The sequence below is a fragment of the Aureimonas sp. N4 genome (assembly GCF_001463925.1).
Classification (GTDB): Bacteria; Pseudomonadota; Alphaproteobacteria; order Rhizobiales; family Rhizobiaceae; genus Aureimonas; species Aureimonas ureilytica_A.
Genome location: NZ_BBWS01000014.1, coordinates 1 through 12,921 on the forward strand (window position 1 = coordinate 1; position 12,921 = coordinate 12,921).

The following is a 12,921-nucleotide window of genomic DNA, read 5'->3' on the forward strand; positions in this document are numbered from 1 at the left end:
CGCCTTCTCCTGACCTCGTTTTGCCCGGCGCCCGCCGGCGCCACGCCATCTCAGCCCGCCGCGCCCTCCGGAGCGCCGGCGAATTCGGACGAAGCTCCCGCCTCGTCCTTCAGGAAAGGAAGACCATGGCAGTACGTGTCGCCATCAACGGATTCGGCCGCATCGGCCGCAACGTTCTCCGCGCCATCGTGGAGTCGGGCCGCACCGACATCGAGGTCGTCGCGATCAACGATCTCGGCCCGGTGGAAACCAACGCCCACCTCATCCGCTACGATTCGGTCCATGGCCGCTTCCCCGGCACGGTGAAGGTCGACGGCAACACGATCGACGTCGGCCGCGGCCCGATGCGTGTGACCGCCGAGCGCGATCCCAAGAATCTCCCCTGGGGCGAGATGGGCATCGACATCGCGATGGAATGCACGGGCATCTTCACCGACCCGGCGAAGGCCTCGGCCCATCTCGAAGCCGGCGCCAAGAAGGTGCTCATCTCCGGCCCGCTGACCAACGCGGCCGACGAGAAGACCGTGGTCTTCGGCGTCAACCACGACACGCTGACGGCCAACGACAAGATCGTCTCCAACGCGTCCTGCACGACCAATTGCCTCGCGCCGGTCGCCAAGGTGCTGCATGAAGTGATCGGCATCGACACCGGCTTCATGACGACGATCCATTCCTACACGGGCGACCAGCCGACGCTCGACACGATGCACAAGGACCTCTACCGCGCTCGCGCGGCGGCCCTGTCGATGATCCCGACCTCGACCGGCGCGGCCAAGGCGCTCGGCCTCGTCCTGCCCGAACTCAAGGGCAAGCTCGACGGCTCGTCCATCCGCGTGCCGACCCCGAACGTTTCGGTGGTGGACTTCAAGTTCGTCGCCAAGCGCGCCACCACGATCGAGGAAGTGCAGAACGCCATCCGCGCCGCCGCCGACGGCCCGCTGAAGGGCATTCTGGGCTACACGCTCGACCCGAACGTGTCGCACGACTTCAACCACGACCCGCATTCCTCGGTCTTCGCGATGGACCAGACCAAGGTCATGGACGGCACCTTCGTGCGCATCCTCTCCTGGTATGACAACGAGTGGGGCTTCTCCAACCGCATGTCGGACACCGCGCTCGCCATGCACAACGCGGGCTGAAACCCATGAGCTTCCAGCCCCTTCTCGCGCGCGATGTCCGCTGGGCGCCCGTGTCCGGGGCGGGGCTGGAGCATCTGCATCTGACGACGACGCCGGACGGCGTCGTCGCTCGCTCCGTCGTCATCGGCGAGCGCGGCGGCCGGCCCTACGGTGTGTCCTACGAGATCCGCCTCGATACCCAATGGCATGTCGAGAGCTTCGACATCCGCGCCGCGCATGGCGACCGGCTGGCGCTGACGCAGAGCGCGCCGGGCTTCTGGATCGGCTCTGACGGCACCGAGCGCGCGGACCTTGCCGGCTGCATCGACATCGACCTTGCCGGCACGCCCTTCACCAACACGCTGCCGATCCGGCGCCTCGGCGAGCGCTTGGCGGAGCCGACCGAGCTTCGAATGCTCTACGTACCCTTCGACACGTTCGAGCCGGTTGTGGACGGGCAGCGCTACACCGAGATTTCCGAGCGCCTGTTCCGCTACGAGGCGGTGGACCGCAGCTTCGCGGCGGAGCTACCCGTCGATGAGGACGGGCTCGTGCTCGACTATCCGACCCTGTTCAAACGCCTTTAGAATTCACGCGTCCAACCACGCTTTTCCTTGCTTTGGAGCCATGAGATGACCCTCTTCAAGACGCTCGACACTGCCGACCTTCAGGGCAAGCGCGTTCTCGTGCGGGTGGATCTCAACGTTCCCATGAAGGACGGCAAGGTGAGCGATGCCACGCGCATCGACCGCATCCTGCCGACCATCCGCGAAATCTCCGACAAGGGCGGCCGCGTTCTGCTTCTCGCCCATTTCGGCCGGCCCAAGGGCAAGGTCGATCCCGAGCAGTCGCTCGGCCCCATCGCGCCGGTTCTGGCGGAAAAGCTCGGCCGTCCGGTCGGCTTTGCGGAAGACTGCGTCGGCCCGGTGGCCGACGGCATCGTTGCCAATATGCAGGATGGCGACGTCCTGCTTCTGGAAAACACCCGCTTCCATGCCGGCGAGGAAAAGAACGACGAGGCTTTCGTCTCGCAGCTCGCCTCGCTGGGTGATGTCTATGTGAACGACGCCTTCTCGGCCGCGCACCGCGCCCATGCCTCGACCGAAGGCCTCGCCCATCACCTGCCCTCCTATTGCGGGCGCACGATGCAGGCCGAGCTGGAAGCGCTCGAAAAGGGCCTCGGCAACCCGGAAAAGCCTGTCATCGCGATCGTGGGCGGTGCCAAGGTCTCGACCAAGATCGACCTTCTCCAGAACCTTGTCGCCAAGGTGGACTGCCTCGTGATCGGCGGCGGCATGGCCAACACGTTCCTGGCGGCCCAAGGGATCGATGTCGGCAAGTCGCTCTGCGAGCATGATCTCGCCGACACCGCCCGCCAGATTCTGGAAAGGGCCAAGGCGGCCAACTGTACGATCCTGCTGCCGACCGACGCGGTCGTGGCGCGCGAGTTCAAGGCCAATGCCGCGAACGAGACGGTGTCTGTCTCCGCCGTTCCGTCCGACGCCATGATCCTCGATGTCGGCCCCGCCAGCGTCGAGGCGATTTCGGCCTGGATCGACAAGTCGAAAACCCTCGTCTGGAACGGCCCGCTCGGCGCCTTCGAGATCGAGCCCTTCGACCGCGCCACCATGGCGGCGGCGCGCCATGCGGCCGACCGCACGGCGGCCGGTCAGCTCGTGTCGGTCGCTGGCGGCGGCGATACGGTGGCCGCGCTCAATCAGGCCGGCGTTGCCGAGCGCTTCACCTATGTCTCGACGGCGGGCGGCGCCTTCCTGGAATGGATGGAAGGCAAGGCCCTGCCGGGCGTCGAAGCGCTCAAGGCCTGATTCACTCGAGAAAGGGGCGTTTTTCGTGAAGGATACGCTTCTCTCCTGGCTGCTCCTGCCGGTCTATATCTGGCAGGGCATCGGCATTCGCCGCCGCATCGAGCGAATGCCGCCGGCGGCCGGCCCCCATAGCGGGCAGGTCGGCGCGGGCGAGGACGCGCCCGCCATTCGCCTTCTGTTGATCGGCGATTCCTCGGCGGCCGGCGTCGGCGTGGACCGGATCGAAGAAAGCCTCGCGCCGCGTCTGGCCGAGCGCCTCTATGCGCTGACGGGCGCGGTGGTCGCGTGGCGGGCGGCCGGCTCGAATTCGGCGGTCTGCGCCGAGGTGCGCGATTTCGTCGTGCCCAATATCGCGCGCGAGGGTTTTACCCATATCGTCTTGTCGATCGGCACGAACGACGTGAAGAACTTCCATTCGGCCCGCCGCTTCAAGCGCAGCTTCGGCACGCTGCTCTACGCCCTGCGCGCCCGCTGGCCGGAGGCGCGCATCGTCTGGTCGCCGCCGGTGGACATGCTGCGCGTGCCCGCCCTGCCGCGCGGACTCGCCCTGGTGCTGGAACTGCGCAGCCGCATTCTCAGGCGCGTGGGAACGCGTCTTTGCCTGGAGCGGGGCGCGATCCCCGCCACGCAGATTCCCCGCGTCGAGCCGGCCGGCTTCTCGCGCGACGGGTTCCACGCCTCGGTCGAAGGCCATGCCTATGTGGCCGGCCATCTGGCGGCCTATGTGCTGGGCGACATGACCCACGCCTGAGGGCATCGGGGGCGTTCAAGCCCAGCGATCACGCGGGCGAGCCAAAACGAAACAAAGCATAAAAAAATTTCATCGAGCACGATGCAGTCGCGCATGATTCGCGCCGCACTCTATGTTTAAGAGCGGCGCATAGCGCAGCCTCTCACGGTTTCAAGAGCTCAAGATGAGTTTTCGGAGCTTGGCGAAAGAAAGCCGCGCAGCCCGCTTTCAGCCTTCGCACCGATGCGGTCGGCGCGACTTCGGATGCCTCGCCATGTCTGCCCTGTCCAAGACCCTGTCCGCCTACGCCCAAGCCCTCGCCCTCCTCGCCCCCGAACGCGGCAAAGCGATCGGCATCGTCCTCGCCGGCATGGCCGTGGCCGGCATTCAGGTGGCCGAGCCCGTGCTCTTCGGCCATGCCATCAACGCGCTGCTTTCGGGCGGTAACGCGCTCTCGCTCGTCCTCGTCTGGGGCGCGGCGAGCTTCGTCTCCTTCCTGTCGGCCATGGTGATCTCGCTTCTGGCGGACCGGCTGATGCATCGCCGCCGCCTGTCGGCCATGGCGAGCTTCCTAGAGCATGTGCTGGCCCTGCCCGCTTCGTTCCATTCGCGCTCGCAGTCCGGCCGGCTGATGCGGGTGATGATCTCGGGCGTCGATACGCTGTTTGGCTTCTGGCTGCCGCTGTTTCGCGAGCAGATCGGCAATATGGTGGCGCTGACCATCCTGCTGCCCGTCGCCTTCTGGATGAACTGGCGCTTGGCCTCGCTGCTCGGCGTTCTGATCGTCGTCTATACGCTGGTCAATCTCGCCGTGGTGAAGCGCACCTCGGGCGGGCAGAACGAGGTGGAAGGTCACTTCACCGAGGTTTCGGGCACGGTCGGCGAACTCTTCGGCAATGTCTCGATGCTGCAAAGCTTTCTCGCCGTGCCGCGCGAGCTTCATTCCGTACGCTCTTCGCTCGACCGTATCCTCGCCGCGCAATATCCGGTTCTCAACTGGTGGGCGGTCATGTCGGTGCTGACGCGGGGCGCCTCCTCCATCTCCATCGTCTCGATCTTCGCCTATGGCGCCTTCCTGTCCTCGCGCGGTCAGGCTTCGGTCGGCGAGATCGTGTCATTCGTGGGCTTCGCGACGCTCCTGATCGGTCGGCTCGACCAGTTCACCGGCTTTCTCATGGGCCTGTTCGGCCGCGCGCCCATGCTGGTGCAGTTCTTCGCCGTCCTGCGCGAGCGCACCGATGTCGTGGAGTTCACGGACGCCCAGCCGCTGGCCATCACGGAAGGGCGCGTGCGCTTCGAGAACGTGACCTTCCGCTACCCGGAAGGCTCGGGCGCGGTGCGCGGCATCTCCTTCGAGGCCGCACCCGGCGAGACGGTTGCGATCGTCGGCCCGACCGGCTCGGGCAAATCCACGGCGCTCGCCCTTCTCCAGCGCGCCTACGACCCTGAACAGGGCCGTATCACGATCGACGGGCAGGACATCCGCAACGTCACGCTGACCTCGCTGCGCGGCTCCATCGGTGTCGTGTTCCAAGAGGCCGGGCTTTTCAGCCGTACGATCCAGGAGAATATCGCGATCGGCCGACCGGAAGCCACGATGGCCGAGATCGAGGAGGCCGCGCGGCTCGCCGGCGCGCTGGACTTCATCCAGCGCAAGGAGGACGGCTTCGCTTCCATGGTGGGCGAGCGCGGCGCGGGGCTTTCGGGCGGCGAGCGTCAGCGCCTCGCCATCGCCCGCGCGCTTCTGAAGGACGCGCCGATCCTGATCTTGGACGAGGCGACCTCGGCGCTCGACACGGCGACCGAGACCCGGCTTCAGGCCGCCTTGGAGCGGCTGCGCGCGGGGCGCACGACCTTCGTGATCGCCCATCGCCTCTCCACCATCCGCTCGGCGGACAAGATCATCGTGCTCGACGGCGGCCAGATCATCGAGACCGGCACGTTCGACGATCTGGTGGCGCAGGGCGGCGTCTTCGCGGGTCTGGCGCGGGATGCCGGCGTCTCCTCGCTGCGCCGGCCGCTGCCCGAAACGGCGCAGGACAATGAAGCCGAGACGACGTTCCGCGAGGCTGCGGAATAAGGTTAGGATGGAGCGGGGTCGGCCTCCCTCCTTTCCAAAAGGGCAGCGGGCTGGCAAGGGAGGAAACGTCATGCAGCCCCTGATCTTCATCAATCTGCCCGTGCGCGATCTGGCAGCCTCCATCGCCTTCTACGAGGCGCTCGGCTTCCGACGGAACCCGCAATTCTCCGACGAGACGGCCGCCTGCATCGTGGTGTCGGAGGTGATCCACGTCATGCTGCTGACCCATGAGAAGTTCATGCAGTTCTCGCCGCGCCCGATCTCCGATGCCCATGCAAGCGCGCAGGCGCTGTTCTGCCTGTCGGCGGAGAGCCGCGCCGCGGTGGACGAGCGCGTCGCCCGAGCGACACAGGCCGGCGGCACGGCCGATCCGACGCCGACCCAGGAGTTCGGCTTCATGTATGGTCGCTCCTACGAAGACCCGGACGGGCATATCTGGGAGGTCATGTGGATGGACCCGGCCGCCGTCGCAGGCGAACCGGCTTCGGCCTGACGTCAACTATTCCGACTCGTCCTCGTAGCCGACGAGATGCAGCGGGCGGGCGCGCACGCCGCGAAGCGCGCACCAGCGCACCAGGGCCTCTTCTCGCCCATGCGTGACCCAGACCTCCTGCGGGGCGATCTCCGCAATGGTCTCGATCAACTCGTCCCAGTCGCAATGATCCGAGAGGATCAGCGGCAGTTCGACGCCGCGCTGGCGCGCCCGCCCGCGCACGCGCATCCAGCCCGAGGCGAAACAGGCGACGGGATCGGGAAAGCGCCGCGCCCATTTGTCGGCGAATGCGGAAGGCGGCCCGACGACGATCGCGCCTGCGAACTCGCCTTTGGCCGCGCCTTCCTCGCTCTTGCCGCGCGCGATCGTGGCGGGGCGCAGGTCGCCGAGCGCGATGCCTTCGCTCTCGTAGAAGTCGCAGAGCTTCTTCAGCGCGCCATGGATATAGATCGGCGCGTCATAGCCTTCCTCGCGCACCATGCGGATGACGCGCTGCGCCTTGCCCAGCGCATAGGCGCCGACGAGATGGGCGCGCTCGGGAAACTGCTTGGTGGAGGCGATGAGCTTTCGCACCTCGCCGCGCGAATCCGGATGGCGGAACACCGGCAGCGCGAAGGTCGCCTCGGTGATGAAGACATCGCAGGGCACGGGCTCGAAGGGCTCGGCGGTCGGATCTTCGCGGCGCTTGTAGTCGCCGGACGCCACGATCCGCATTCCGCCCCATTCCACGAGGATTTGCGCTGAGCCGAGCACATGGCCTGCCGGATGAAACGAGACCGTGACGCCGTTGACGTTGATCGCCCGCCCCCAATCGGCGACCTGCCGTGCCCCGGCAAAATCCTCGCCATAGCGCAGCGCCATGATCGAGAGCGTGCGCCGCGTCGCCAAAACATGGCTGTGGCCCGAGCGCGCATGGTCGGCATGGCCGTGGGTGATCAGCGCGCGCTCCACCGGGCGCACGGGGTCGATATAGAAGCCGCCGGGCGGGCAATAGAGCCCTTCGGGCGTCGGGCGGAGCAGGTCTTCGAAACGGGCCATGGGCATGAGATAGAGGCCGGCGGCGCGAGCGGAAGCGCCTACGTAAGAGCCAAGCCCTCTCAAGCGGAAAATCCGCTTGCGCGCGGCGGAGCCCGGCCCGATAAGCGCATCGCCCCTCCCCGGAAGACAGACCCCGTGTCCCAAGACTCTCACCGTTCCGGCAACCCGCTGGCCGACCGGCGCGCCGACTATGCCGAATCCTATGCCGGCGCGCGCGACTATGCGGCGGCGGCCGATCTGATGCGGCAGGCCGTGGAACTCGCGCCCGGCTGGACGCTCGGCCGGATGCGCCTCGCCGCCTTTCTGGAGGAAACAGGCGAGCGGGACGAGGCGCTGTCGCTCTACCGCGCGATCGTCGGGGAGGACGCGGCCGACCCGTATGGCGCAGGCCTGAAGCTCGCCGCGCTGGGAGCCGCCCCGGTGCCAGGCGCGCCGCCCCCCGCCTTCGTCGCCGGTCTGTTCGATCAATATGCCGAAGGGTTCGAGACGGCGCTGGTGAAGCGGCTGGGCTACCGCGTGCCCGATCTCCTGTTCGACGCGGTGATGGCACAGTGTCCCGAAGAGCGCTTTGCTCGCGCGATGGATCTCGGCTGCGGCACGGGCCTGATGGGCGAGCGGCTGCGCCCGGTCTGCGCCGCGTTGCATGGCATGGACCTCTCGCCCGGTATGTTGGAGCAGGCGCGGCGCAAGCGGCTCTACGATCATCTGGCGGAAGGCGACGTGGCATTGGCCGAAGCGCCCGATGGCGCGCTTTATGACCTTCTGACGGCCGCCGATGTCTTGACCTATCTCGGCGATCTCTCGCCCGTCTTCGCGCGGGCGTCCCGGCTTCTGTCCCCCGGCGGCCTGTTCGCCTTCTCGGTGGAAGCTGACGACGAGGCCGAAGGCGGCTACGCGCTTCGCCCTTCCTTACGCTACGCCCATGCGCCGGCCGCGCTCGCCGCGCAGTTGGACGCAGCGGGCTTCGTGCTCCTGTCCGAGTGGCGCGAGGAGTTGCGGCGCGACCGGGGCGAGCCCGTGCGCGGTGCACTGTTGGTCGTGCGCAGACGGTAGAACGCCCTCGGCAACGCGCCGCAGTGAGGGCCTTTGCACTGCACCATTGCGGCGTTACCCTGGACATCAGAAGAACAGCAGGCAGCGGGTTTTCCCTTGAACGCATCGTCCAACCAAATCGCCACGCCCGAGGACGAGCAGCACGAAACCGAGATGCTGCGCCGCGCCCACCGCTTTGGCAATTGGGCGGCCACCGCCACGAAGCACAGCCCCTGGGAGGACGCGCTCGGCATCGTCGCGGGCGTCACGCTGACGGCGCTCGGCATCGCCCTTCTCGGCCATCTCGGCTTTCTGACGGGGGGAATGGCGGGTCTCGCCTTCGTCGTCCACTATTGGACCGGCTGGAATTTCGGCCTCGTCTTCTTCGTGCTCAACCTGCCCTTCTATGTCCTCGCCATCGGGCGCATGGGGCGCGCCTTCACGATCAAGACGGCCTTCGCCGTCGCGCTTCTCTCCGTCATGACGGCCTTCAGCGGCGACTTCATCCGCTTCGCCAGCGTCCAGCCGCTGCTCGGTGCCTGTCTCGGCGGGCTTCTGATCGGCTTCGGCCTGCTGGCGCTGTTCCGTCACCGCTCCTCGGCCGGCGGCGTCGGTATCCTCGCCGTGTATCTGCAGGACCGCTTCGGCTGGCGCGCCGGGCTGACGCAGCTCGGTGTCGATCTGCTCGTGCTGGTCACGGCCTTTCTCGCCGTCTCGCCGCTCGCGGTCTTCTATTCCGTGCTCGGCGCGCTGGTCCTGAACCTGTTCCTCGCGATCAATCACCGGGCGGATCGCTATCTCGCCCGTTGAACAATACGTCCAAATTGAAGCAAAGCCTGCAAGCTTACTGAAGTTTCATCCCGCTTCGATTGACGAATCTCTCACCGAAGCGCCTGCCTCCTCTGACTTCCCGTTGCGGGAAAGTCGAACTCCAGAGGATCGGGAAGACGATGAAATATAAGATTGCCGTTCTTTCAGCTTCACTGTTGACTTTGCCTTTGTCGGGCTGCGTGACGACCAGCGCAGACGGCGTCAAAGTCACTCAGGCGCATGTCACCGTTGCAGCGGGTGAGCGGACGCAAATTCGCAAGAATTGGTCCATCGCCAATGATTGCTCGGCCGATGGCCTCCCCAAGGTGCGCGTGACGCAGCCGCCGGCCCATGGGCAGATTTCCATCGTCAACGAGGATGTGTACCCCAACACGACCTCACGCCGGTTCGCCAAATGCCGAACGCACAAGGTCAAAGGCACTGCCACCTATTATACGCCCGACAAGGGCTATGTCGGCAACGATCAGGTTCGGCTTCGCCAATCTTATGTCGTCGATGGCGTGACCGACACGGACGTCCATATCAAGGTCGTGCGGTAGGACGCACCCTCGCCCTCCCTTCTCGGACAGCGATCGCCGCTTACATAAGAGCGCGTGTCCATCGCGCTCGCTTCCCCGCCCGCCCTTCTCCCTCCACGCTTTGCCGACTGGTTCGCGGCCAAGGGCTGGAGCCCGCGCCCTCATCAGCTCGACCTTCTGGAGCGCGCCGAACTAGGCGCTTCCGTTCTTCTGATCGCGCCGACCGGGGCGGGCAAGACGCTGGCGGGCTTCCTGCCCTCGCTGGTCGATCTCGCGCGCCGGCCGAAGCGCGTTCCCGGACGCAAACCGCCGGGCGTCCACACGCTCTACATTTCGCCGCTAAAGGCGCTCGCCACCGACATCCACCGCAATCTGGAAAAGCCCGTGGAGGAGATGGGCCTCTCCATCTCCATGGAAGCGCGCACCGGCGACACGTCGCAATCCAAGCGCCAGCGCCAGAAGCTGAAGCCGCCCGATATTCTGCTGACCACGCCCGAACAGCTCGCCCTTCTGATCGCGAGCCCGGACGCCGACATCTTCTTTTCCGACCTCAAAACCGTGATCTTCGACGAGCTGCACTCGCTCGTCGCGTCCAAGCGCGGCCATCTTCTGGCGCTCGGCCTCGCGCGCCTGCGCAAGCTGCGGCCCGAGCTTCGCACGGTCGGTCTTTCGGCCACGGTCTCCAATCCCGACGAATTGCGCCAATGGCTGGTGGCGCAAGCGCCCGGCACCGCGCCCATGGCCGATCTCGTGACCGTGGACGGCGGCGTGAAGCCGGAGATCACGATCCTCAAATCCTCGGCCCGCGTGCCCTGGCAGGGGCATATGGCGCGCTACGCCATGCCTGAAATCTACGAGGCGATTCAGGCGCACCGCACGACGCTGCTCTTCGTCAACACGCGCTCCCAGGCCGAGCTTCTGTTTCAGGAGCTTTGGCGCATCAACGAGGACACGCTGCCGATCGCGCTCCATCACGGCTCGCTGGATGTGACGCAGCGCCGGCGCGTGGAAGCGGCGATGGCGGCCAACGAATTGCGCGCGGTGGTCGCGACCTCGACGCTCGATCTCGGCATCGACTGGGGCGATGTCGATCTCGTGGTGCATGTTGGCGCGCCCAAGGGCGCCTCGCGCCTCGCTCAACGCATCGGCCGCGCCAACCACCGGATGGACGAGGCGTCCAAAGCCATTCTCGTGCCGGCCAACCGGTTCGAGGTCATGGAATGTCAGGCGGCGCTCGACGCCAATTATCTCGGCGATCAGGACTCGCCCCCGATGCGCGAGGGCTGCCTGGACGTGCTCGCCCAGCATGTCCTGGGCATGGCCTGCGCCGCGCCCTTCCGCGCCGAGGATCTGCACCGCGAAGTGACCGCCGCCCTGCCCTATCGCGATCTCGACCGCGAGACCTTCGACCGCGTGGTGGATTTCGTGGCGACGGGTGGTTATGCGCTGCGCGTCTACGAGCGCTATGCCAAGATCAAGCTGACGGAAGACGGGACATGGCGCGTGACGCACCCTGCCGTCGCGCAGGCCTATCGCATGAATGCCGGCACGATCATCGAGTCGGAATCGCTTCTGGTGCGCCTCATCCGCGCCAAGACGAAGTCGGGCATGGCGCGTGGCGGGCCGGTTCTCGGCAAGATCGAGGAAAACTTCCTGGAGACGCTTAGCCTCGGCGACACGTTTCTGTTTTCCGGTCAGGTCCGGCGCTTCGAAGGCATTCACGAGATGGAATGTCTCGTCACCAAGACGCAGGACGACGAGGCCAAGGTGCCCTATTACGGTGGGCAGAAATTCCCGCTGACGACCTTTCTGGCCGAAAAGGTCCGCGAGATGCTGGCCGACCCCGAGAAATGGGGCAGCCTGCCCTCACAGGTCCGCGAATGGCTGGCGATCCAGAAGCGCAAGAGCGCCATTCCCGGCCCGAACGATCTCCTGATCGAGACCTTTCCGAACGGCAATCGCTTCTTTCTGGTGGCCTATCCGTTCGAAGGGCGGCTGGCGCATCAGACGCTCGGCATGTTGCTCACGCGCCGGCTGGAGCGCGCCCGCGCCAAGCCGCTCGGCTTCGTCGCGACCGACTACGCGCTCTCCATCTGGGGCCGGGCTGATATGGGCGCGATGATCGGGGATGGCCGCCTGTCCCTGGACGATCTCTTCGACGAGGACATGCTGGGCGACGATCTGGAAGCCTGGATGGCGGATTCCTGGCTCCTGAAACGCACCTTCCGCCAATGCGCCATCATCAGCGGCCTCGTCATGAAAAACCAGCCCGGCCGCGAGAAGACCGGGCGGCAGATGACCGTCTCGTCCGATCTCGTCTATGACGTGCTGCGCGCGCACGAGCCCGACCACATCTTGCTGCGCGCCACCTGGGCGGACGCCGCGACCGGCCTTCTCGACGTGCGCCGCGTCTCGGACCTCCTCGCGCGCATCAAGCGCCATATCCTGCACAAGAGTCTCGAAGAGATTTCCCCGCTCGCGGTGCCCATCATGCTGGAGGCCGGGCGCGAGCGCATCGAAGGCGAAGCGCGCGACGACTTGCTCGCCGAGGCCATGGAGGAGGACCTCATCATCAAGGCGCTGGGCGAGGTGAAGGATTTCCGCTCGAACTATCTAGGCTGAGCGTCCGCCGCCTCCGCCCGCCGGTTGCTTTCGGCGAGCAGCGCGACGATCAGGTCGGATTGCGAGACGATGCCGGCGAGCCGCCCGTCCTTTTCCACCACGGGCAGATGATGCAGGCCCGTCGCGGCCATGAAGCGCACGAGATCGGCGAGCGGGGTTTCGGGCGAGACGGTGCGCACCGGGCTCGTCATGATGTCCTCGATCGAGCCATTGGGCGCGCGCATCCGATTGAGCGTCAGTTGCAGCCGCCGGCCGACGCCGAGCCTGGGGCCGCGCGGACCCCAAGTCGGCTTGTCCAGAAGATCGGTCTGAGTGACGATCCCGACCACGCGTGCGTCCTCAGTGGTGACGGGCAGAGACTTGATATGGTGCGAGCGCAGAAGCTCCAGCGCCTGCGCGATGGGCGCGTCGGGCGCGATGGCGACCACATCGCGCGACATGATCGAGGCGCAACTCATCTGACCCGAGCGGCGGCGATAGGAGCGGATCTCCGCCTGCCGCAGGATGGTTTCGAGATCGCCGCGATCGACGTCGAGAAGCTGGTCATATTCGGCCAGAACCGCGTCGAGGTCTTCCGAGGTGAAACCGACGCGCGCGGCGGGCGATTTGTCGGCGGTCTGTCGGCTTGGCACC

12 protein-coding genes are annotated in these 12,921 nt (G+C 66.4%); 10 read left to right on the forward strand and 2 right to left on the reverse strand.

Features of this window, described 5'->3' with window-relative positions:
* Nucleotides 1-125 precede the first annotated feature (125 nt).
* The 6 genes from gap (at nucleotide 126) to AUL28_RS04755 (ending at nucleotide 6,247) form a co-directional block, all read left to right on the forward strand.
* Nucleotides 126-1,139 (forward strand): type I glyceraldehyde-3-phosphate dehydrogenase, encoded by a 1,014-nt coding sequence (gene gap, locus AUL28_RS04730; RefSeq protein ID WP_058635561.1) that lies wholly within the window; start codon nucleotides 126-128, stop codon nucleotides 1,137-1,139.
* 5 nt (nucleotides 1,140-1,144) lie between these two features.
* Nucleotides 1,145-1,705, forward strand: a complete 561-nt coding sequence (locus tag AUL28_RS04735; RefSeq protein WP_062230851.1) for a putative glycolipid-binding domain-containing protein — start codon at nucleotides 1,145-1,147, stop codon at nucleotides 1,703-1,705.
* Between the two features lie 45 nt (nucleotides 1,706-1,750).
* Entirely contained in the window at nucleotides 1,751-2,944 is a 1,194-nt protein-coding gene (locus AUL28_RS04740) for a phosphoglycerate kinase (protein ID WP_062230852.1), read from the forward strand.
* Between the two features lie 25 nt (nucleotides 2,945-2,969).
* Entirely contained in the window at nucleotides 2,970-3,695 is a 726-nt protein-coding gene (locus tag AUL28_RS04745) for an SGNH/GDSL hydrolase family protein (protein WP_062230853.1), read from the forward strand.
* 253 nt (nucleotides 3,696-3,948) lie between these two features.
* Nucleotides 3,949-5,754 (forward strand): glucan ABC transporter ATP-binding protein/ permease, encoded by a 1,806-nt coding sequence (locus tag AUL28_RS04750; protein WP_062217277.1) that lies wholly within the window; start codon nucleotides 3,949-3,951, stop codon nucleotides 5,752-5,754.
* Between the two features lie 70 nt (nucleotides 5,755-5,824).
* Nucleotides 5,825-6,247 (forward strand): VOC family protein, encoded by a 423-nt coding sequence (locus AUL28_RS04755; protein WP_062230854.1) that lies wholly within the window; start codon nucleotides 5,825-5,827, stop codon nucleotides 6,245-6,247.
* Nucleotides 6,248-6,253: 6 nt separating this feature from the next.
* Here the strand turns inward: AUL28_RS04755 and AUL28_RS04760 are convergent, their stop codons facing one another.
* A complete protein-coding gene (locus tag AUL28_RS04760) occupies nucleotides 6,254-7,285 on the reverse strand; it encodes a ligase-associated DNA damage response exonuclease (protein ID WP_062230858.1) in 1,032 nt (343 codons plus the stop codon).
* A 135-nt stretch (nucleotides 7,286-7,420) separates the two neighbouring features.
* On the opposite strand from AUL28_RS04760, the gene AUL28_RS04765 reads away from it, so the two are divergent.
* The 4 genes from AUL28_RS04765 (at nucleotide 7,421) to AUL28_RS04780 (ending at nucleotide 12,288) form a co-directional block, all read left to right on the forward strand.
* Nucleotides 7,421-8,338 (forward strand): class I SAM-dependent DNA methyltransferase, encoded by a 918-nt coding sequence (locus AUL28_RS04765; protein WP_062230855.1) that lies wholly within the window; start codon nucleotides 7,421-7,423, stop codon nucleotides 8,336-8,338.
* Nucleotides 8,339-8,491: 153 nt separating this feature from the next.
* Entirely contained in the window at nucleotides 8,492-9,127 is a 636-nt protein-coding gene (locus AUL28_RS04770) for a YitT family protein (protein WP_062230859.1), read from the forward strand.
* Between the two features lie 140 nt (nucleotides 9,128-9,267).
* Nucleotides 9,268-9,687 carry a hypothetical protein gene (locus tag AUL28_RS04775; protein ID WP_062230856.1) on the forward strand — a complete coding sequence of 140 codons (420 nt, stop codon included), beginning with the start codon at nucleotides 9,268-9,270 and terminating at the stop codon, nucleotides 9,685-9,687.
* Nucleotides 9,688-9,741: 54 nt separating this feature from the next.
* Nucleotides 9,742-12,288, forward strand: a complete 2,547-nt coding sequence (locus tag AUL28_RS04780) for a ligase-associated DNA damage response DEXH box helicase (protein WP_062230857.1) — start codon at nucleotides 9,742-9,744, stop codon at nucleotides 12,286-12,288.
* Here the strand turns inward: AUL28_RS04780 and AUL28_RS04785 are convergent.
* Nucleotides 12,276-12,921, reverse strand: a 646-nt coding sequence (locus AUL28_RS04785) for a CBS domain-containing protein (RefSeq protein WP_156419890.1), incomplete at its 5' end; no start/stop codon positions are given. The genes AUL28_RS04780 and AUL28_RS04785 overlap by 13 nt on opposite strands.

Bases quoted from the DNA above. Each gene is read 5' to 3' on its own strand.
- gap (WP_058635561.1), top strand. From the start codon at position 126: ATGGCAGTACGTGTCGCCATCAACGGATTCGGCCGCATCGGCCGCAAC.
- AUL28_RS04735 (WP_062230851.1), top strand. From the start codon at position 1,145: ATGAGCTTCCAGCCCCTTCTCGCGCGCGATGTCCGCTGGGCGCCCGTG.
- AUL28_RS04740 (WP_062230852.1), top strand. From the start codon at position 1,751: ATGACCCTCTTCAAGACGCTCGACACTGCCGACCTTCAGGGCAAGCGC.
- AUL28_RS04750 (WP_062217277.1), top strand. From the start codon at position 3,949: ATGTCTGCCCTGTCCAAGACCCTGTCCGCCTACGCCCAAGCCCTCGCC.
- AUL28_RS04755 (WP_062230854.1), top strand. From the start codon at position 5,825: ATGCAGCCCCTGATCTTCATCAATCTGCCCGTGCGCGATCTGGCAGCC.
- AUL28_RS04760 (WP_062230858.1), bottom strand. From the start codon at position 7,285: ATGGCCCGTTTCGAAGACCTGCTCCGCCCGACGCCCGAAGGGCTCTAT.
- AUL28_RS04770 (WP_062230859.1), top strand. From the start codon at position 8,492: ATGCTGCGCCGCGCCCACCGCTTTGGCAATTGGGCGGCCACCGCCACG.
- AUL28_RS04775 (WP_062230856.1), top strand. From the start codon at position 9,268: ATGAAATATAAGATTGCCGTTCTTTCAGCTTCACTGTTGACTTTGCCT.